At 72.3% G+C, this 20,297-nt stretch carries 13 protein-coding genes; 9 read left to right on the top strand and 4 right to left on the bottom strand.

Going from position 1 to position 20,297, the window contains the following annotated elements; translation table 11 throughout:
- The first annotated feature begins 71 nt into the window (after nucleotides 1-71).
- From ALLO2_RS07605 to ALLO2_RS27000, 4 genes are all read left to right on the top strand, one after another.
- Complete coding sequence (locus tag ALLO2_RS07605; RefSeq protein ID WP_011435197.1) at nucleotides 72-368, top strand: hypothetical protein; 297 nt, start codon at nucleotides 72-74, stop codon at nucleotides 366-368.
- A 135-nt stretch (nucleotides 369-503) separates the two neighbouring features.
- Nucleotides 504-3,203, top strand: coding sequence for a bifunctional FO biosynthesis protein CofGH (locus tag ALLO2_RS07600; RefSeq protein ID WP_011435198.1), 2,700 nt, complete (start codon nucleotides 504-506; stop codon nucleotides 3,201-3,203).
- 448 nt (nucleotides 3,204-3,651) lie between these two features.
- Nucleotides 3,652-4,266 carry a WhiB family transcriptional regulator gene (locus ALLO2_RS28080; RefSeq protein ID WP_035730747.1) on the top strand — a complete coding sequence of 205 codons (615 nt, stop codon included), beginning with the start codon at nucleotides 3,652-3,654 and terminating at the stop codon, nucleotides 4,264-4,266.
- A gap of 27 nt (nucleotides 4,267-4,293) precedes the next feature.
- Nucleotides 4,294-9,435, top strand: coding sequence for a DUF5719 family protein (locus tag ALLO2_RS27000; protein ID WP_051874965.1), 5,142 nt, complete (start codon nucleotides 4,294-4,296; stop codon nucleotides 9,433-9,435).
- A 139-nt stretch (nucleotides 9,436-9,574) separates the two neighbouring features.
- Here ALLO2_RS27000 and ALLO2_RS07580 read toward each other — a convergent pair whose 3' ends face one another.
- Nucleotides 9,575-10,876: a type I phosphomannose isomerase catalytic subunit gene (locus ALLO2_RS07580; protein ID WP_011435201.1), complete on the bottom strand. Its 1,302-nt coding sequence runs from the start codon at nucleotides 10,874-10,876 to the stop codon at nucleotides 9,575-9,577.
- A 70-nt stretch (nucleotides 10,877-10,946) separates the two neighbouring features.
- Nucleotides 10,947-11,339, bottom strand: a complete 393-nt coding sequence (locus ALLO2_RS07575) for a metallopeptidase family protein (RefSeq protein ID WP_035730828.1) — start codon at nucleotides 11,337-11,339, stop codon at nucleotides 10,947-10,949.
- Between the two features lie 401 nt (nucleotides 11,340-11,740).
- On the opposite strand from ALLO2_RS07575, the gene ALLO2_RS07570 reads away from it, so the two are divergent.
- The 4 genes from ALLO2_RS07570 (at nucleotide 11,741) to ALLO2_RS07555 (ending at nucleotide 15,058) form a co-directional block, all read left to right on the top strand.
- Entirely contained in the window at nucleotides 11,741-12,106 is a 366-nt protein-coding gene (locus ALLO2_RS07570) for a DUF3499 domain-containing protein (protein WP_035730745.1), read from the top strand.
- 232 nt (nucleotides 12,107-12,338) lie between these two features.
- A complete protein-coding gene (locus tag ALLO2_RS07565) occupies nucleotides 12,339-13,697 on the top strand; it encodes a phosphomannomutase/phosphoglucomutase (protein WP_035730742.1) in 1,359 nt (452 codons plus the stop codon).
- On the top strand, nucleotides 13,697-13,894 hold the full coding sequence (locus tag ALLO2_RS07560; RefSeq protein ID WP_011435205.1) for a Trm112 family protein: 198 nt from the start codon (nucleotides 13,697-13,699) through the stop codon (nucleotides 13,892-13,894). Before ALLO2_RS07565 ends, ALLO2_RS07560 begins: the two co-directional genes overlap by 1 nt.
- Nucleotides 13,895-13,909: 15 nt before the next feature.
- Entirely contained in the window at nucleotides 13,910-15,058 is a 1,149-nt protein-coding gene (locus ALLO2_RS07555; protein WP_011435206.1) for an SIS domain-containing protein, read from the top strand.
- A 36-nt stretch (nucleotides 15,059-15,094) separates the two neighbouring features.
- On the opposite strand, the gene ALLO2_RS07550 is transcribed toward ALLO2_RS07555, so the two are convergent.
- Together ALLO2_RS07550 and ALLO2_RS07545 are read right to left on the bottom strand one after the other, a co-directional pair.
- On the bottom strand, nucleotides 15,095-17,338 hold the full coding sequence (locus ALLO2_RS07550) for a transglycosylase domain-containing protein (protein ID WP_232234965.1): 2,244 nt from the start codon (nucleotides 17,336-17,338) through the stop codon (nucleotides 15,095-15,097).
- Between the two features lie 790 nt (nucleotides 17,339-18,128).
- The gene (locus ALLO2_RS07545; RefSeq protein WP_023839910.1) at nucleotides 18,129-19,091 is read right to left on the bottom strand and encodes an RDD family protein; all 963 of its coding nucleotides are present in this window, start codon (nucleotides 19,089-19,091) and stop codon (nucleotides 18,129-18,131) included.
- 167 nt (nucleotides 19,092-19,258) lie between these two features.
- On the opposite strand from ALLO2_RS07545, the gene ALLO2_RS07540 reads away from it, so the two are divergent.
- Nucleotides 19,259-20,269 carry a stage II sporulation protein M gene (locus ALLO2_RS07540; protein WP_011435209.1) on the top strand — a complete coding sequence of 337 codons (1,011 nt, stop codon included), beginning with the start codon at nucleotides 19,259-19,261 and terminating at the stop codon, nucleotides 20,267-20,269.
- Nucleotides 20,270-20,297: the final 28 nt, after the last annotated feature.

Raw genomic sequence — 20,297 nt, 5'->3', positions numbered from 1 at the left:
TTTCTCTTGATTCCGATTAGAGAGAGCTGTGAGAGTGAATCCCAGCTCTCTACGTTGCTGGAAGGACCGTCATGTCCGATATCAGAACCACCAAGAGCCTCGAAGCCCTGTCTGCCTCCCTTAATCGCGCGCTTGCTGGGGTCCGCGCCCCCCAGGTCGTGGCCGCCCGCCGGGCCCAGATGCGACAGACCACCGGTACGACGCCGGACGGGTCCGACGTCGCCGGCGCCGGCCGGCGAGCCGACCGGACGCAGGCTCTGGTCGAGACGCTGGCCTCGCGCCGGCGGACGAATATGTTGATCGGCACGCTCGACCGGCTGCGCAGACCCGCCACCGGGTGGCGTGCGGCCGGCCGCGTGACCCCCTGACTCCGGGCCGACCGGGTTTCCTCCCGAACCGCTCAGTACCGTTTCGACACCGCATCCCTTCGATCCCGATGGCCACCGACCGGACCGGTTCACCTGCCGGGCGCCGGGGGCGCCGCCGGAGAATCAGAGGAATTCATGATGAGTACGGCGGCGACATCCAGCGGTGCCGAATCCAGCGGTGCCGAATCCAGCGGTGCCGAATCCAGCGGTGCCGAATCCAGTTCCCCACCGTCCCCGTCGGCGCTACGCCGGGCGCTGCGCCGGGCCCGGGACGGCGCCACGCTCGACGTGGTAGAGGCCACCATTCTGCTGGCCGCGCGCGGCGATGACCTCGCGGACCTGTGCCGCTCGGCGGCCGGGGTCCGCGACGCGGGTCTGGCGTCGATCGGGCGGCCGGGTGTCGTCACCTACTCGCCGAAGGTGTTCATCCCGTTGACCCGGTTGTGCCGGGACCGCTGCCACTACTGCACCTTCGCCACCGTGCCGCACCGGTTGCCCGCCCCCTACCTCACGGTGGACGAGGTGCTCGGCATCGCCCGGGCGGGCGCCGCGGCGGGCTGCGCCGAGGCGCTGTTCACGCTTGGTGATCGTCCCGAGGATCGGTGGCCGGCGGCCCGGGAATGGCTCGACGCCCACGGCTACGACTCGACGCTGGGTTACCTGCGTGCCGTCGCGATCGCCGTGCTGGAGGAGACCGGTCTGCTTCCGCACCTCAACCCGGGTGTACTGAGCTGGGTGGAACTCGCCCGGCTCAAGCCGGTGGCCCCGTCGATGGGGATGATGCTGGAGACGACCGCGACCCGCCTGTGGTCGGAGCCGGGCGGGGCGCACTACGGATCACCCGACAAGGACCCGGCCGTCCGCCTGCGGGTCCTCACCGACGCCGGGCGGTTGTCGATCCCGTTCACGACCGGCCTGCTGCTCGGCATCGGGGAGACCCGGACGGAGCGGGCCGAGACGATCTTCGAGCTTCGAGGTCTGGCCCGCCGCTATGGGTCGATCCAGGAGGTGATCGTCCAGAATTTCCGCGCCAAGGACGACACCGCGATGCGCTCCGCGCCCGACGTCGGTGCCGAGGAGTTGGCCGCGGCCGTCGCGGTCACCCGGCTGGTGCTGGGCCCCACGATGCGGGTGCAGGCTCCGCCGAACCTCGTTGACACCGTGGAGTGCGCCCTGCTGCTTTCGGCCGGCATCGACGACTGGGGCGGCGTCTCCCCGGTCACCCCCGACCACGTCAACCCCGAGCGGCCCTGGCCGGACCTGGACGTCCTGGCGGCCGTGACGGCGCAGGCCGGGTTCACGCTGCGGCCCCGGCTCACCGTCTACCCCTCCCATCTCGGTGAACCGTGGATCGACCCGCGCCTGGCCGGACACGTCGGGGCGTTGGCCGGCGTGGACGGCCTGCTCGCCGACGGCGTGCTCCCGGTCGGCCGCCCCTGGCAGGAGCCCGACGGCGGACTCGCTGACACCGGCCGCACCGATCTGCACGCCGCGGTCGACACGGTCGGGCGCCGCAGCGAGAAACGGGCGGACTTCGACACGGTCTACGGTGACTGGGAGTCGCTTCGGGCACAGGTCAGCGCGGCCGGGACGGGGGTTGACGGAGTCGTCGGCACGGGCAGCCGGGCCATCGCGAGCCGGGCCGGCGCGGCTGCCGGTGCCGGTGCCATGCGGCGGATCGACCCCGACATGCTCGCCGCCCTGCGCCACGCCGGGTCCGATCCGGCCGGGATCACCGACGCCGAGGCGCTGACCCTGTTCGGCGCGGACGGCGCCGCCCTGGAGGAGCTCTGCGCGCTCGCGGACGGATTGCGCCGCGACGTCGTGGGCGAGGACGTCACCTACGTCGTCAACCGCAACATCAACTTCACCAACGTCTGCTACACCGGATGCCGGTTCTGCGCGTTCGCGCAACGCCGTGGGGACGCCGACGCCTACACGCTGTCCTTGGACGAGGTGGGCAGCCGGGCGGCGCAGGCCTGGGCGGTCGGCGCGACCGAGGTCTGCGTCCAGGGCGGGATCCATCCCGATCTACCGGGCGCCGCGTACTTCGATCTTGCCCGTGAGATCAAGCGGCAGGCGCCGGGGTTGCATCTGCACGCCTACTCGCCGATGGAGGTTCTCAACGGCGTCACCCGCACCGGCCTGTCGATCGGCGACTGGCTCACCGCGGCCCGTGAGGCCGGCGTCGACACGATCCCCGGCACCGCGGCGGAGATCCTCGACGACGATGTCCGTTGGGTGCTGACGAAGGGCAAGCTGCCCGCGGCGAGCTGGGTCGAGGTGGTGACCACCGCGCACCGGGTCGGCCTGCGCTCCTCGGCCACGATGATGTACGGGCACGTGGACACCCCCGCACACTGGGTGGCCCATCTGCGCCTGCTACGGCGCATCCAGGACTCCACCGGCGGCTTCACCGAGTTCGTGGCCCTCCCCTTCGTCCATCACAGCTCGCCGATCTACCTGGCCGGTGTCGCTCGTCCCGGCCCCACCCGCCAGGAGAACCGGGCTGTGCACGCGATGGCGCGCATTCTGCTGCACGGCTCGATCGACAACATCCAGTGCTCCTGGGTCAAGCTCGGGGTGGAGGGCTGTCGGGCCGTGCTCACCGGTGGGGCGAACGACATCGGCGGCACGCTGATGGAGGAGACGATCAGTCGGATGGCCGGCTCGCAGCACGGCTCGCGGCGCTCCGTGGCCGAACTCGAGGAGGTGGCCGCGGGGGCGGGTCGTCCCGCTCGGCAACGCACCACCACGTATGGCCGGATCCCTGACGAGCGCTTTCGCGCTGCCCGGGGCCGCACCGTCCGGGCCATGCTGCCGGTGGTGTCCTGACACCCGCCAAGTTCTGATCACCAAAAACTACTCTCCGTAGTCGAATGGGCTGGGGTTGCCGGGTCTGGCGGCTGATCGGTATGCGCCTGCGGCGGTTGCCCNAGCTCAGACCTGCCCTTTTNGGGGNTTATGCCCTTTAGATCTGGGCGGGATAATGCCGTTGCCGCGACCCGTCTGATCGCGCAGAGTGACGGAAGGGAGGGTTGCGTGGACCCTCGGCGACAGGCTGTAGTGACTGTGAGCTATGGTCTCATCGCTGGTTGTAGAAGATGTTGCGACGGTGGGGTTGACGCGATCGAGTCTGGAGCGTGTAATTACCGGCGTGTCATTCCCCCCGCTGGCGGGGTTCGTGCGGTAGTGCGTCGCCTGACCGGTGTGGAAACTAGTCACCTGCGCGCCGGCGCCCAGGGGTGGCCGACCGCACCGCGACGGGTCTGGAGGAGTCCACATGGAGCACGCCGACGCGGGCGTCCACACTGTCCTCGCGGACGTCGAGCGTCCCGCTGAGCATGACCCGTTCGCTGATCACCCTGAGCGGGTGCTCACCGAACGGCACACCNGGGCCACATCCGAAACGGTCCCGCGGGCGCGGGTGCCGGCCACGGCCGCTCCCGCCCTCCCCGAGTTGACCGGTCGGTCCGTCGCCGAGGGCACCGACCTCGTCGAGGACATCCAGGACGATTCCGTCGAGGACATCGACGATGTCGACGATGTCGACGAGGCTGACGAGGCTGACGAGGCTGACGAGGCCGAGACCGAGGACTTGGAGGATCTTGGTGGATCGGCCGGGAGGTCCGCCCTCGCCCAGGTGATCGATCTGGGGATGGGGGACCTTCTCGGCGAGGCGATGGAGTGGCAGGAANGCGCGCTGTGCGCGCAGACCGATCCCGAGGCGTTCTTCCCGGAGAAGGGCGGCTCGACCCGCGAGGCCAAGCGCATCTGCTCGGGCTGTGAGGTCCGGGCCGAGTGCCTGGAGTACGCGCTGGAGAACGACGAGCGGTTCGGGATCTGGGGCGGCATGTCCGAGCGGGAGAGGCGCAAGCAGCGACGCCGAGCGGTCTGATCCCGACCGGTGACCGGCGGTCGGCGCATGACGGGCGATCCGGGCAGGTCACAGGCGGCCACGGTCGCCGCGGTGACCGTGGCCGATGACGCGGGGCCGCCGGTCGTCGCGGTCTGCGTGCTCGGTCGAGGGGGTGGTGGACCCGACGTTGCCGCCCAGGTCCGGGCCGCCCTGCGTGCCCAGACCAGACCGCCGGACCGGGTCGTCGAGGTGCGGCTCGGTGGCGGGGGATGCGTTCCCCGGCAACGCGCGTCTCCCCTGGACGGGGAGGGTCGCCTCCCGTCCGCCGACCATCCCGTCGACCCGGGCACCGACGGCGCGGATGCTCAGGCCGGTGACCCGGTCGCCGAGCCCCTCGTCGTAGAGGTGCCGTCCGCCACACCGTTCGGCGCCGCCGTAGCCGTGGGGCTGGCTCGGCTGGGGAACCCACCGGAGCACGGATTCGTCTGGCTCCTCGACGACACCGCGATCCCCACCCCGGGCGCGTTGCACACCCTGCTGGCCTACGCCCGGCTGGACCGGGGCGCCGCCGTCCTCGGCCCCAAACTGCTCGCCCGCGCTCCGGAATCCGCCCCACCCGCCAAATTCGTCCCACCCGCCGGAGCGGGCGGTTCCGCTGGACCGGCAGGTGCGCGGTCCCGGCCGGTGACGAGACCCCGGGTGGTTGAAGCCGGGGTGAGCGTCGACCGGGCCGGGCGACGGCATCCCGGAATTCGCCCGGACTATGATGATCATGGACAGTGTGACGGGGTACGTGACGTCCTCGCCGTCGCGTGTTCGGGCATGCTCGTGCGGGCGGTGGTCTGGCGACTGCTGGGTGGACTCGACCCCGAGCTCGATGGTGGTCATGACATCGATCTCGGCTGGCGGGTGGCCCGTGCCGGCCTNCGGGTCGTCGTCGTCCCGTCGGCCACGGTGACCGTGACCTCGGCCTCAGCCTTTTCCGGGGGGCCGGCCTTCCCCAGGGCATCGGCCGACCGCGCGGGGGTTCTACGGGTCCGGCTGGCGAACACGGCGACGGTGCTGTTTCCGGCGATGGTGGTCGCCCTGCTCGTCGGAACGGTCGTGCGCACCCTCGGCCTGCTCCTGCGCGGCCGACGCCGGGCGGCGCTCGCCGAGCTCACGCTCGCCGGTACCGTGCTGGGGCGGCCATGGCAGCTGCGCCGGATGCGTCGGCGCGCCGCCCGCACGTGGGCGGNGCCGCATCGGGCCGTCCGCCCGTTGTTCCCGGCCCGCCTGCCGTGGCGGCGCGGAGCCGGCGCCGATGATCTCCTTGATCGGGCCGGAGCCGCCGAAGACGTCGCCGACACCACCTTGATGGTCACCGGGCCCAGACCGGATGTGCACCCGCGCCGGCCGGCCTGGCCGCCGACGACCCTGGCGGCCCTGCTGGGTGCCGTCGGGCTCCTGGCCATGCGGGGGATGCCGGCGGACATGCTCGGCGGGGGCCTGCCGCTCCCGGCAGGCAGCCGGAACCTGTGGTCGGCCGTGTGGTCTGGATGGGCGGGGGCGCCCGATGGACCTCTGAGTGGTCCTGGGCCGGCACCCCCTTTCACCGCGCTGCTCGCCGCGGCAGCCACTCTGCTGGGGGGGAGGCCGGCGCCGGCCGCTTGGATCCTGCTGGCGGCCGGCCCGGCGCTCGCGGGCCTGAGCGTCTACCGGGCCCTNGCCCGGCTGGGACCACATCCGATCGCCCGGTTCGGGCTCGCCGCCGGCTACGGGTTGAACCCGGTGATGACCGGGTCGGTCCTCGCCGGCCGCACCGACACCGTGGGCGCGGTGATCGGCCTTCCCCTGGTGCTCGCCGCCGCCGACGCGGTCCTGCGGGACCGGCGGGACGGCTCCGGCTTTGGCGTCGGTGGGGCGCCGGGCCGGCCGGTGTGGACGCTCGCGATCTGTCTGGTCGGGTTCATCGCCTGCGCCCCGTCGACGCTGGCCATCGCCTGGGCGGGCCTGGTCGTCGTCGCGTTCCTGACCGCGCGGTCCAGGCTGCCCGGGATGATCGTCGCTCTGCTCGCGACGATCATCCCGGTGCTTCCGGACCTGCGGGTGGATCCCGTCGCTGTCCTCACCGAATCGGCGATCACCCTGGCCCGGTTGCCCCAGTACTCCCTGGCCCTGCTGGCCGGTGCGGACAGCGGACCCAGGGCCGATGTGGCCGGCTTCGTCGGTGGATGTCTGGCCTGCTGGTTGTTCGGCCGCCTCGCGGGCCGGGAGCGGGGCCGCCGGCGGCGCACGGCCGTGCTGGTGGTCCTTCCCGTGACGCTGCTCCTCCTCGTCGGGCCGCTGATCCTTGCCGCCCGCTTCCTGGCCGTGGACGTGGCCCGGCCCGGCGACACCACAGGGGCGAACCCGGCCGGCGTCGAGGGGTCCGCCCTCGCCCACGCGGTCGCGGCCGTGACCCGCGCCGCTGGGCCGGGTGCCCGCGTCCTCGTCCTGCACCAACCGGCCTCGGCCAGAACGATCCGGTACACCCTGGCCTCCGCGTCCGGGCCGACGTTTCCCGAGGCCGGCGCCCGCACCCCGCGGCGGTCCGGCCGGTTCCTCGCCGACATGGTCGCGGACCTCGCCACCAACGGTGGCCGGGCAGCCGGCTGGCTCCCGCTTCTGGGCGTGACATCGGTCGCTGTACCTACGGTCGACTCGGCCTCTCAGCTCGTCGCCCGCCTGGACGCGACGCCGTCCTTGATCCGGGATCGTCCCCGCCCGGGGGCGATCCTCTGGCGCCCCGCCGTTGCGGCCCGTGGTGCGACGGCCTTGGGAGAGCCCGGTGGGGCCGGCGCGCCGCGACCGGACGCATCCGGGTGGGCGGGCGGACCCCTGGCCTGGGTGATGGAGTCCGATCGGGCCGATCGTCGTGAGCCGGTGGCGCGGCACTCCGCTCCCGCGGCGACGAGGCCGACAACCCGCCCGATCGGTACGGCGCCGGGTGTTCCTCCCCTCCTCTCGGCGCCGCTGCCGCCAGCGCCCTCCTCGGTACGTCGGTTGGCCTCCGGCGAGCGGTTGCCCGCCCTCGCAGCCCGGTCCGGCCCGGCACGCTGCCTGGTGCTCGCCGTACCGGCGGATGCCGGATGGCACGCGTGGCTGGAAGGCCGGCCGCTGGCTCCGTTCCGGGCGTGGGGCTGGGCAGCCGGATTCCAACTGCCGCCCGACGGCGGTCGGCTCCGCATCGACCACGACCGGACTTCACCCCACCGGGCAGTGGTGGGCCAGGCTGCGGCACTCGCCGCGCTCGTCCTGCTGGGAATCCCGGTCATGCTGGGAATCCCGGTCATGCGGTCGCGGCGGATGGCTCCCCCGGCTGCGACGCAGCCGGGGCGGGTCGGGAAGGTCGAACGGCCGTCATACCAGCGGCCGTCGTGTCACGTCGTGGTCGTTTCGCGGACGGTCGTTTCGCGGACGGTGCTGCCGCTGGCGGTCCTCGGACTGCTCGGGCTGACCGGGGCGTTCCTCGCCGGCACCGGCACCGGCACCGGCACCAGCACCAGCACCAGCACCGGTGCCGGGAAGGGACGGATCTGGCCGCTGTCAGGCGCCATGCTGGCCTGCCCGGACCTGACGCTGGTGGCACCCGATCCGGACGGGCCGGGCGGGCGGGCCCGTTCGCTCGGCCTGGACGTGGCCGCCGGCGGTGGACCGACGGGCCGGGTGCGGGTGTCCACGGTGGGGTCCGAGGTTCCAACCAAAGGGCTTGGACTACGGATGGACGCCCGTGGTCGACGTCACCTGGACCTTCCGCGGCCCTCGGAGAGCAGCGCCGTCACCGGCGTGGCGGGCAGCCGCGGATCGATCCTGGTGACCGCCCAGGGTGCGTCCGCCGGGGGACTGTCGGCCACCGTGACGGCCCGGGACAAAGACGGCGTCGGGTCAATGGACGGCGTCGGGCCGATTCAGGCGCGTTGCGAGCCGTCCCGGGCCCGGGTCTGGTTCACCGGACCATCGACCGTGGCCGGTCGGGATCCGGTGGTGATCTGGTCGAATCTGGCAGATGAACCGGCCCGGATCAACGTGCGGGTGCTTTCCGACGGACCGGCGACGTCGCCGCAGGACATCACCGTGCCCCCGGAGCACGCGGTGATCCGGCGACTCGCCTCCCTCGCACCGGAGGCCACCGCGACCGCGCTCGACGTCCAGGTGCGCTCCGGCCGGGTTCTCACCTGGGTCGCGGACCGGCCCAGCGCGGGGCGTACGGACTCGGTGCCGGGGACGGACCGGGCGGGGCGTGCGGATCCGGTGAGCCTTGTCCCGAGCACCTCCGCCCCGGCCCGGCGTCTCCTGCTTGGCGGGGTCGTCGTCCCGGCGGGGTCAGCGTCCTCGACGGCGCACCTGGTGCTCGCCGCACCGTTGCGGGAGGCCACGGTGCGCATCACGGTCCTCACGGGTACGGGTCGGCACACGCCGATCGGCCTGGAGGCCGTCGTCGTGCCCGCCACGGGTGCGATCACCACGCCCGTGCCGCTGCCGGCGGGCGCCGCCTCGGCGGTCCTGGTCGAATCGGCCGATGACGCACCGGTGCTCGCCGGACTGGCCGCACCGTCGGGCCGGGCGGGAGAGCGGTCGACCGGCTCGGCCGGCGGATCCACCTGGGTCGGCGCCACCAGCCTTGATCCTCCGCTCGACCCGCGCGGGCTCGACGCGTACGGCCAGGCGGTCGGCCTCTCCGGGCCGACGGGGCTGGCCGCCGGGGCGGGATCCGCGCCGGACGCGGTCGTCTCCCTCCCACCGGTGCCGCCCGGCGCGACCGGCGTCGTCGTGCTCGCAGCTCCGGCGGGAGCGGTCACGGCGTGGATCGACGGCGAGCTGGTACGGGTACGGCCGGGCACCGTCGCGACTGCCCGCATGCCGATCGGACGGGCCGGTGGACGGCTTGTCGCGGTCGGCGGCCCGCTGGAGGCCACCGCCGTGATCGGCCCTCCCCCCGGTACGCCGGGGGAGGGCCGGGTATCCGGGGATCCGCCCCGTGGGCCTACCCCCTCCGGTTCCTCCGGCTCCACCGGCTCCGCGTCGTCGACCGCCGCGTCGTCGACCGCCGCGTCGTCGACCTTCGGGATGCCCAAGCCCGTGATGCCGCGGAGCATCTCCACCGTCGTTCCGTTGTGGGGGGCGTCGAGGCTCCTCGACGCTCCGGTCTCCATCGAGGATCCCACCGTCCTGTATCAGCGCGGCTAGGCCTGTGTCCGCCGACCTTCGACCTTCGCCTCGTGGCGGGCCGGGCACCGGTCGGCGTCCTCCCAGGACGTGCGGGAGGTTCGTGACGTTTCCGGTCTTCCGGGCCGTCAGCACCCCGCCCTGTCGGTGGCGTCGCCCGTCAGCGGCCGGAAGCGGCGAGAAAGACCCGACCGGTGCCGGTGAGGGTCAACGCGGCGGATCCGGCCAGCAGGGCGGACCGGCCCCCGCGCAACTCCACCGGGGCGACGGTCGTCCCGTCGTCGGCGGTGCCGGTCACCCGGACCGCACCCTCGATGGCCAGCAGCAGCATGGGCCGTCCCACGTCCAGGGCACCCCCGGTGCAGATCGCCTCGGTGAGGGCGAAGTCCCCGACGGGGACATCCCAGCCGCGGAGCAGACCACCGGAGGAGACCGCGAGGGTACGGGGCATGAGGATCGGTGCCGCGCTCGGAGTGGGATCGAGGATGCGTAGGAGCTCGTCGACATCGATGTGCTTGGGGGTGAGCCCGCCGCGCAGCACGTTGTCCGAGGCCGCCATGATCTCGATACCCAGGCCGGAGACGTAGGCGTGGAGCAGCCGCGCGGGCTGGAAGAGCCCCTCCCCGGGGCGCAGGGTGACGTCGTTCAGCAACAGGGCGGCCGCGATCCCGACGTCGCCCGGGTGCGCGGCCGCGAGCAGACCGATCAGATCGGCCGCCCGCGCGACGTCATCGGCTTCGGCGCCGTCCACCGCGGCCCCGTCCGTCGCCGTGTCGTCCGTTTCGGCGCTGGGCGGCCCCGGCGCCGTCGGCGCTGCCGCGCCGTACGGGCCGGCGGCGAGCCGGCGGGCCGTCGCTACGAGGCCGCGAACGAGGTCACGGGCGGGTTCGCGCGGCATGGTCAGCAGGGAGCGGAGCACCTGTGCGGCGCCGCCCGAGGGATCGTCGGCCAGTGGTCGGAAGGCGGCGGTGAGGGCCGGTGAGCCCAGCCGGGCGACGATGGCGAGGGTCCGGCCGGGATCACGCATGCCGGCGAGAGCCCGAAACGGGGACAGCGCGACGATCAGTTCGGGCTTGTGATTCCGGTCACGGTAACGTCGACGTGGATCGCCCAAGCCGAGACCGGCCGCGTCGTCCGCGTCGAAGCCGGCCCGGGCCTGCGCCAGGTCCGGGTGCACCTGCAGCGACAGCGCCTTCTCGGCGGCCAGCACCTTGAGCAGAAACGGCAGCTGACCGACGAGGTCGGTGGCCGGACGGCGGATGCCGTCGTCCTCGGCGAGGGCCGTCGCCACCGGATGGGTGCCGAGCCACAGCTCCGCGACCGGCTCACCGGTCGCGGCCGCCCCGAGCAGGTTCGGAATCGCGGTCGGGGACCCCCAGGCGTACGACTGCGCCTGACCGTGCAGTGGCAGGACCCGGGCGCCGGATGCCGTCGCCCGAGCGGGCTCGTTCCTGGTGGTCACGGTCTCCCTCGTGGTGGGTGTCCTGCGGCCGGCCAGCCACCGCGGCTCGGCTGTTCCTCGCTGTTGCTCGCTATTCCTCGTCGCCCCAGCCGTGGCCCTCCGGGTCGATCACGGCGGGGNCGACCCCCNTCATCTCAGCCNTCTCGTGGNTGATCGCATCGAGGACGAGCTCGGCCAGGTCCTCGCTGTCGACGGCCCGCGCCTCGATCGGGCGGCGGTAGACGACGATGCGTCGCGGGGTTCCCGACCGACCCTTGCCGCCGGCCGGCTGGTAATGGGCGAGCGGGATCTCGTCATCGGTCACCGCCACCGGCGGTACGTCCTCGACGGCGAACTCGACGTCCGCGAGCTCAGTGGACCACCGGTGGTCGAGATGCTCGACGGCGTCCAAGACGAGATCGTCGAAGCGGTCGCCGCGGGTGGCGTAGGCGGGCACGTCCGGCGGAAGGAGAGTGCCCCGGATGCCACGGCCGCGCCGGTCGCGCCGGCGCCGTGGCGGGATCGGCCGGGCGACTGCCGGGAACCGCTCGGGCTCGGTCACCCTGTCAGCGTAGCGTTCAAGGATGGACGGTCGTCCGTCGATCGCGGTGAACTCCGCGCCGCTTCCGGCATCGCTCGGAGTGGTGCGCCGATCCGTGGGCGCGGCAACGACGGTTCCGGTCACATCCCTGCGCTCCATCCCCCATCGCTACCAGCTCGAGGACGGTCCATGATCTCAAAATCGCTCTGGATACGTGCTGAACGAGGGATATTGTATGCGGGCCGCGATGGCATGGTCGACGCCGCGTGACGATTAGTCGTCGCGCCACGCGACACGACCCGAGGTGGTGGCCGTCGTCCGTTCCGGGGGCTACCGTCCGGAACGTGAAGCCTCGGCGCTGCTCCCGCTCGGCCTGTTCCGCAGCCGCGGTCGCCACGCTCACGTACGCCTACGNGGAATCCACGGCGGTGTTGGGCCCGCTCTCCCCGTACGTCGAACCACACTCCTACGATCTGTGCGGCACCCACGCGGATCGGCTCACCGTGCCGCTTGGCTGGGCTGTGGTCCGGCTCGAGGCCGAGGCACCCCGTGAGGGGGGTCGTGAGGTGGCCGGGGACGATCTGGAGGCCCTCGCGGACGCCGTGCGTGAGGCGTCCCGGCGGGGAGGGCCGGAGCCCCCGCAGGGTCCGCAGGCCCCACCCCCGGGTGGCCGGCGGGGTCACCTGCGGGCCGTTCCCAGTCCGTCCTGATCCGGAGCGCTCCCACCTCTTGGCCGTCCCGGTCAGGTGGTCGTCCCGATCTTCCGTTTGTCCTGGTACCGGTGGTTCGGCGAGTGGTTCGGCGCGAGTTCGCCCGGACGCGGTTCCAGCGGTGTCGGACCCGGCGGATAAGGTCAACCGAGCCGGTCGCAGTAGTGGCCGCGCGGCCGGGAGGCACCATTCACCCGGTGCCGGGGGACACCAGGGAGAAGGGTTGGAAGGGATGCGTGACCTCTCGCGGATCTTCAAGGCGTACGACGTGCGTGGCGTGGTGCCGGCGGAGTTCGACGCCGACGTCGCCCGAGCCACCGGAGCCGCCTTCGTGCGGCTGCTCGGCGCCCCGCGGATCGTGACCGCGCACGACATGCGGGAGTCGTCGGTCCCGCTCGCCGAGGCCTTCGCGGAAGGGGCGGCCAGCCAGGGCGCGGACGTGATCGCCGCCGGGCTGGGATCCACCGATCTGCTCTACTTCGCCGCCGGTTCGCTGAACATTCCGGGTGCGATGTTCACCGCGTCGCACAACCCGGCGAAGTACAACGGCATGAAGCTCTGCCGGGCCGGCGCGGCACCCATCGGCCAGGAGACCGGGCTCGCCGACATCCGCGCGATGATCGAGGCGGGCATTCCCGCCGGTCCCGGTCGTCGCGGCACCGTGGCTCGGCGGGNCCTGCNNNNCTCCTACGTGCGTCATCTGCGCACCTTGGTCGACTTGGCGCAGATCCGGCCGCTGACGGTCGCCGTGGACGCGGGCAACGGCATGGGCGGGCTGACCGTCCCGGCCACCTTCACCGGGCTGCCGCTGACAGTGATCCCGCTCTACTTCGAGCTGGACGGCTCCTTCCCGAACCACGAGGCGAACCCGATCGAGCCGGCGAACCTGCGGGACCTGCAGGCCGCCGTCCGCAGCTCCGGAGCCGACATCGGCCTGGCCTTCGACGGCGACGCCGACCGCTGCTTCGTCGTCGACGAGCGGGGGGAGATCGTCTCTCCGTCGACCATCACCGCCCTGGTGGCCGATCGCGAGCTGGCCCGGGAGCCGGGGGGCACGATCATCCACAACGTCATCGTCAGCCGGGCGGTCCCCGAGCTGGTCACCGAGCGCGGGGGGGTCCCGGTCCGGACCCGCGTGGGCCACTCGTTCATCAAGGCCGAGATGGCCCGTACCGGCGCGGTTTTCGGTGGCGAGCATTCCGGTCACTTCTACTTCCGCGACTTCTGGCGAGCGGACTCCGGCATGCTCGCCGCGCTCCATGTGCTCGCCGCGTTGGGCAGCCAGGACCGGCCGCTGTCCGAGCTGCTCGGGGGGTACGCCCGTTACAGCGCGTCCGGTGAGATCAATTCCGAGATCGCGGACGCCGCGGCGGCGATGAACGTGATCGAGAAGGCGTACGCGCCGGACGCTGCCGACGTGGACCACCTGGACGGGTTGACGATCTCCTTCTCGGACGGATCCTGGTTCAACCTCCGCCCGTCCAACACCGAGCCGCTGTTGCGGCTCAATGTGGAGGGGCCCGACGACGCCACGATGCACCGGCTGCGCGACGAGATCCTCGCTCGGATCCGGAGCGGAAGGGAAGCCTGATGAGTCTCGACCCGCTGCTGTTGGAGATCCTTGTCTGCCCGTGCAGCAAGCACGGTGAGCTGCGGCCCGACGAGCTGAGCGGCGCCCCCGTGCTGGTGTGCCTCGCCTGCGACCTGGCGTTCCCGGTGCGGGACGACATCCCGGTGATGCTGCTCGACGAGGCGATCCCGTTCTCCGGCGCGTCGGCGTCGAACTGACGCCGCGGCCTCGACGTGTATCTCGACGAGGCGATCCTCGACGACACCGCCCGGATCGACGCCGGTCACGCCGGCGGTCTCCTGCCGCACATCGCCTCCGCCGCCCGCCAGGTCCGTCGCGGTGCCACCCTCGCCCAGGAGGCCGGGGTCGGTCGCCTCGCCGCCGACGGACGGCCCCGGGCGGTCGTCGTGGTGGGTGTGGGCGGCGCGGCGCTGGCCGCCGAGGTGCTCGCCGCCGTCGCCGGGCCGGCCAGCCCGGTGCCCGTCATCGGTCACCACACCTACGGCCTTCCGGGCTGGGTGGGGGTGGCCGACATCGTCCTCGCGGTGTCGGCGTCCGGTGCCTCCGCGGAGACCTGTTCGGCGGTGGAGGAGGCGAACCGGCGCGGCGCGCGGGTGGCCGTGGTCGCCCCTGCCGACACCCCCCTGGCCTACCTGGCCGGGGTGGCCGGTGCGCCCCTCGTCGTGACTTCGGCGGAGCGGCCCGCTCGTGCCGTCCTGTGGTCGTTGTCGCTGCCACTGATCATCGTCGCCCGGGCCCTGGGTATCGCGCGGGTGGCGGACGAGGCGATCGAGGCGGCCGCCGTCCGCCTCGAGGACGTCGCGACCCGTTGCCGTTCGTCCAGCGAGTCGTTCGTCAATCCGGCGAAGACGCTCGCGCTCGAGCTGGCCGGTACGTTGCCGCTCATCTGGGGAACCTCACCGGTGACGAACGTGGTGGCCGAACGTGCCGTCACCCAGCTCGCGACGAGCGCGAAGTATCCGGCCATCGCCGGGGCGCTGCCGCATCCCGCCCGCCACCAGGTCGCGCTGTTCGACGGTGCCTTCGGGGCGGGTCTCGCGGCGGCTGGCGACCCGGCGCGCGACGACCTCGACGACTTCTTCCGCGACCGCGCCGAGGAGGACGAGTCGATCCGGCTCCGCCTGGTCCTGCTGCGCGATCCCGACGTCGAACGTCCGGATGTCGCCCGGCAGGCCGAGGCGGCGGTGGCGGTGGCGGCCGAGCGAGGCGTCGGCGTCACCGAACTGCGCGCCGACGGCGGCGGGCCGTTGGAACGGCTCGCCTCACTCATCGGCCTGTTCGACTACACGGCCGTTTATCTCGCCTTGGCGCTCGGGGTCGATCCCGTGCAGGTACCCGCCGCCCACGACCTCAGGCGCTGACAGACCTCAGGCGCTGACAGACCGCCGGAAGGCGGGCTAGTGGGCGGCAGGCTGATCCCCTCTGCCGGATCCCGGTTCGGCGCCGTTCTGGGGTTGCTGCGGCTGTCCCTGGTTCTGCCCGCTCTGGTCCGTGCCGGGCTGGCCGAGCGGGGTGCCGCCTCCCTGCGGCTGCCCGCCCGTGCCAGGGAAGATCTGCTGACCCAGGTTCTGCAACAGGTCGCCGAGGCCCTGACCGGGTGCCGGCGCTGGCGGGGTGTTCTGCAGACCTCCCTTGATGCCGCGCGCGACGGTCGGATCGGCACCGGGCAACGGGACTACCGGCTGGTTGGCTAGGGCGGCCCGCATCGACTTGCTCCAGATGATCGCGGGCAGGTCGCCGCCGAAGACACGGGGCCAGGTCCGGCCGTCGGCGACGACGCCCCGCAGCGGGTGGCTCTCCGCTCCCATGGGATCGCCGACGGCTACCGCTGCGGTGATCTGCGGGGTAAAGCCGACATACCAGGCGGCCGAGAACTCGTCGGTGGTGCCGGTCTTGCCCGCCGAGGGGCGGTCGATGGCCGCCTTGGTCCCGGTCCCGTGGAGCGGGACGCCGGCGAGCACGCTGGTNACGGTGTCGGCGACACCCTTGGCGAGTACCTGTTCGCACTGCGGCGGCTGGGCGATGTCGATCGGGTCGTGGCTGGAGTCGACGGCCCCGGTGGCGAAGCGGGGCGTGCAGCGCACCCCGCCGCCGGCGATCGTCGCGTAGGCGTCGGCCATCTGCAACGGGGAAACGTACATGTACTGGCCGCCACCGATGGCGGTGGCCCCGTCGGTGGAGCCGATCTTGTCCGCCTTCGGCGGTGTGACGCCCAGGCGTTTGGCCATCTCCAGGACCGCCGGGATGCCGGTCTTCTCCGCGAGCTGCACGTAGAAGGTGTTCACCGAGTCCCAGGTGCCCTTGGGGATGTCGTAGATGCCGGCCTCGGCGGGATCGGAGTTCGAGAAACCCCTGGGGCAGTCGCCCTCACCGCGGTCCAACGGGAACTTCTTGCTCTCGTAGCAGGCCGGGGAGTAGAAGGCCGTCGAGGTGCCGTAGCCCTGTTCGAGCGCGGCGGCGAGCACGAAGGTCTTGAACGTCGACCCGGGCTGGAAGGTGGCGTTGGTCGGCAGCGGCACCACCGTCTGGTTGGCTGCTGTGTTCGAGCCGTACACCCGGTTCACTGCCATGGCGAGGATGTTGCCGGTACCGGGCTGGATGACGACCTCGGTCGCCGACACCCGGTTGCTCGGCGATATGGTCGAGTTGACGGCGTCCTGCGCCGCCTGCTGCACCAGTGGGTCGAGAGTGGTCCTGATGACCAGGCCGCCCTCGTAGATGCGTCGGTTGCGTTCCTCCAGGGTGGAACCGAGCGCCGGGCTCGCCCGCAGCTGGGAGCGCACGTAGTCGCAGAAGAACGGCGCCGACGACGTCTCGCAGGAGTCCGCGGCTGGCGGCGGGGCTTTCACGACGTTCAGCGGCAGCTGCTTCGCCGCCTCCGCCTGGATGGTAGAGACATACCCCTCGGCGGCCATCTTGTCCAGCACGGTGTTGCGCCGGGCCAGCGCGGCCTCCGGGTGAGCTGCGGGGTTGTACCGGGACGGACTCTGCACGAGCCCGGCTAGCAGCGCCGCCTGTTCGAGGGTGACCTGGGAGATGGGCACCCCGAAGTAGTGCTCGGCGGCGGTGCCGATCCCGTACGCGCCGTCACCGAAATACGCGATGTTGAGGTAGCGCTCCAGGATTTCGTCCTTGGAGAACCGCTTCTCGATGTCCAGGGCGTACCGGAGTTCCTGGATCTTGCGGTCCAGGGAGTCTCCGGCCACGACCTCTCGCTCCCGCGTGGTGCGGGCGTTCTGCAGCAGCACGTTCTTGACGTACTGCTGAGTCAGCGTCGAACCGCCCTGAGCGACTCCGCCGGCCTCGCTGTTGCGCAGCGCGGCGCGGAAGACGCCCTGTGGGTCGACGCCGCCGTGCTTGTAGAAGCGGGCGTCCTCGATCGAGACGATCGCCTCGCGCATGATCTTCGGGATCTCGTTGCCGGGCACGACGATGCGGTTCTCGGCGCCGCGCAACGTGGCAATCACTGATCCGTCGGCGGCCAGAATCGTCGAACTCTGCGGCAACGGAGGCGTGACGAGCTCGCCGGGCAGCCCGAGGAAGTGGTCCGCGCTTTCCTTGGCGAACAGGCCGACCGCACCGACGAACGGCAGGGACAACAACGCGACGACCAGCCCCAGAACGATCGCCGTCAGCCCCATCTTCTTCAGGACCCGACGCCGGTTCACGGGCGGACGGGGGTTGAGCGGCCTACCCGCTCCACCGGCCCCGGCCGCGCCGGCTGCGGCCGGACCGTCGCCCGTGCCGCCGGGGGAGCGACGCGCGGAAGCGCCGTCGTCCGCATAGGTGACGCCGCTCGCCACGTTGCCCGGCCTGGCGGATCGGGATGGCCTGGCGGATCGGGATGGCCTGGCGGATCGGGGCGATGCGGCGGATCGGGGCGATGCGGCGGATCGGGGCGATGCGGCGGATCGGGGCGGGGCGGGGGCACGTTCCGGCGCGACGGCGCGCGACGGGACACCCGGCCGGGCCGGCTTGCTCGGGTCGGCCGGCTTGCTCGCGCGCGGGGGCGGGGTGGCTTGAGATGGAGTGCTCGACTCCCGTCCGACAGACGTCAACGTCACCCCCTCCGTGGACCGGCGCAAGGGCCGGAGTCTTCCTGGGACCTGTCCAGCATGCGTGAGCCGGCACTTGGTCGCTCACCGGCATCACCGCCTCGAACCCGGTGCGACGTGGCAGCGGGTGCGCGCCGGGTTCGAGGCGGTTGGTGCGGACGGTCTGATTCCTAGGTAACGCTAGACGAGCGTTTCACCGGCGGACCAGCCGCCACGTCCGGTGTGTGCGGTACGCCCCACATTGTTTAGCAGACGTTAAGGAAGTGTGGATCTGATGGTGCGTGTCCCGGCTGGTCCGGGCGGGTGCGGCCGGATGATGGGCTGGCTGCCTGCCGGGGACCGGTGAGGGCGGCGGGGGTTACCGGCCCGGCGGGGGTTACCGGCCCGGCGGGGGTTGCGGGGCCGTGGGGTAGGGGGGTGGCGGGGATTGGTCTTGGGCCGTCGGGTACTGGGCCGTCGGGTACTGGGCCGTCGGGTACTGGGCCGTCGGGTACGGGGAGAAGACGGGAGAGGGTATCGATCTCGGCCGGTTCGCCGTCAGCCGATGGTAGGCACGCCGGGTTCGCTCGGCCAACACGGCGGACAGGTAGGCCCAGCCCGGCGTGCCGGGCGGCGGCGGTGGTGTCACGACGGCCCGCACCTGCCGGACCAGCCCGCTGCCGAGGCGTTCGAGGGCCTGCGGGGACAGCTCGTGCGCCCGGCCGAGGAACTGGCGGGCACGCAGGGCCAGAGCATCATCCAACCCGGTGAGGTCGAGGGTGGCGGCCCAGCCGACGAGCTGGGGCGGGACGGACGGCGGCGCTCCGCCAGGGCGCGGCACGCTGGCCTGCAGGACGACCGTGCCGGCGAAGACGTCCCCCAGCCGCTTCGCGTGTTTCGACACCAGCATGCTGATCACCGCGGGCAGGCCCAGTAGCAGTCCGGGACGTTCGACGACCGCCCCGACCAGACCCCGGGCGAACGCGTGCCGGAAGTGGATGGGACCTCCGTCGTCGCGGACGACACGCAGCCCCATGGCCATCTTGCCGAGGGTCCGCCCGCGCGTCAGCGTCTCGCAGGTGACCGGATACCCGAGCACGACGCCGACGTAGACCAGCAGGAATACCGCGGCGATCAGGGCGTCGTTGTCGGGCCGCACGATCAGCAGGGCCGCGGCGCCGACCGCGTAGAGGATGTAGAGCTGGATGAGCAGGTCGAGCAGGCCGGCGATCAGACGGGAGCCCAGCCGAGCCACCCGCAGTTCGATGGTGATCGCTTCACCTGTGACGATCGCCTCACCCGTGAGGACACCCGTGCCGGCGAGACCGGCGGATCCCTTTCCCGTGACGACCTGGTTCATCTGGGCCCCCCGGGACCTCGATGGGTATCCGGACATCACCTTATGGCTTACGCCGCCCGGTTCGATCCTCCTCGCCGGGTGGTGCCGCCGACGGCGGTGAGGACGGTTCGGACGCGTGCGGCTCGAGGTCTGGGAGGATCTCGACGGGCTGGGAGGATGAGACCGCCATGGATCTCGATGCGTACGTCGCCGTGCACCGTCCGGAATGGGTCCGGCTTGGTCGGCTCGTCGACAAGGCCGGCCGGCCGCGGCGGATGGCACCGGACGAGCTCGACGAACTGGTCGAGTTGTACCAGCGCACGGCTACCCACCTCTCGGTCATCCGCAGCCGGTCGTACGACACGACCCTGGTCGACGATCTGACGAACCTGGTGGCGCGAGGCCGGGCGGCGGTGGGCGGCGCACCCGACCCCGGCTGGCATGTCGTCGGCCGTTTCTTCGCGGTGACGTTTCCGGTGGCCGTGTACGAACGCCGATGGTGGGCTGTCGCGACGGCGCTCGGTTCCCTGCTCGTCGCGCTGGCCGTCGGTCTGTGGGTCGTGCACGACGCCGAGGTGCAGGCGAACCTGCGTGCGCCGGACGCGGTCGCGGATCTGTGCCGCCACGACTTCGCGTCCTACTACACCGAGAATCCGGCCTCGTCCTTCGCCAGCCAGGTGTGGACGAACAACGCCTGGGTGGCCGCGCAGGCGGTGGTCTCCGGGGTGCTGCTGGGTCTCCCGACCCTGCTGGTCATGTTGCTGAACGCGCTGAATCTCGGCGTCGTCGGCGGATACATGTCCAGCTGTGGGGAGAGCGGGCAGTTCTTCGGCCTGATCCTCCCGCACGGCCTGCTGGAGCTCACGGTCGTGTTCGTCGCGGGCGGGGTCGGGCTGCGTCTCGGTTGGACGATCATTGCGCCGGGTCCGCGCAGGCGGGTGGAGGCCTTGGCCGCCGAGGGGCGCGCGGCGGTGGCCATCACGATGGGGATGGCGCTCGTGCTGGCCGCCTCCGGGCTGATCGAGGCGTTCGTGACCCCGTCGGGGTTGCCCACGGCGATCCGGATCGGGATCGGCGCGGTAGCGTTCGGCGGCTTCATCGCCTACGTCCGGCTGTATGGCGGCCGGGCGGCCGCGGCCGGAGAGACCGGTGACATCGACACCGGACGCGGCGGCGCCGACCTGCTCCCGGTGGCCTGAGCGCGGGTACACCGACTACCCGGCACCA

It is taken from the genome of Frankia sp. Allo2, from assembly GCF_000733325.1.
In the GTDB taxonomy this organism is placed as follows: domain Bacteria; phylum Actinomycetota; class Actinomycetes; order Frankiales; family Frankiaceae; genus Frankia; species Frankia casuarinae.
The sequence above is the reverse complement of the archived record's forward strand: the minus strand, read 5'-3'. Positions and strand labels throughout refer to the sequence as shown.

What these genes read in the sequence shown, in the direction of transcription:
- ALLO2_RS07605 (WP_011435197.1), top strand. Translation starts at nt 72, where the DNA reads ATGTCCGATATCAGAACCACCAAGAGCCTCGAAGCCCTGTCTGCCTCC.
- ALLO2_RS07540 (WP_011435209.1), top strand. Translation starts at nt 19,259, where the DNA reads ATGGATCTCGATGCGTACGTCGCCGTGCACCGTCCGGAATGGGTCCGG.
- ALLO2_RS07600 (WP_011435198.1), top strand. Translation starts at nt 504, where the DNA reads ATGATGAGTACGGCGGCGACATCCAGCGGTGCCGAATCCAGCGGTGCC.
- ALLO2_RS07560 (WP_011435205.1), top strand. Translation starts at nt 13,697, where the DNA reads ATGAGTCTCGACCCGCTGCTGTTGGAGATCCTTGTCTGCCCGTGCAGC.
- ALLO2_RS07545 (WP_023839910.1), bottom strand. Translation starts at nt 19,091, where the DNA reads ATGAACCAGGTCGTCACGGGAAAGGGATCCGCCGGTCTCGCCGGCACG.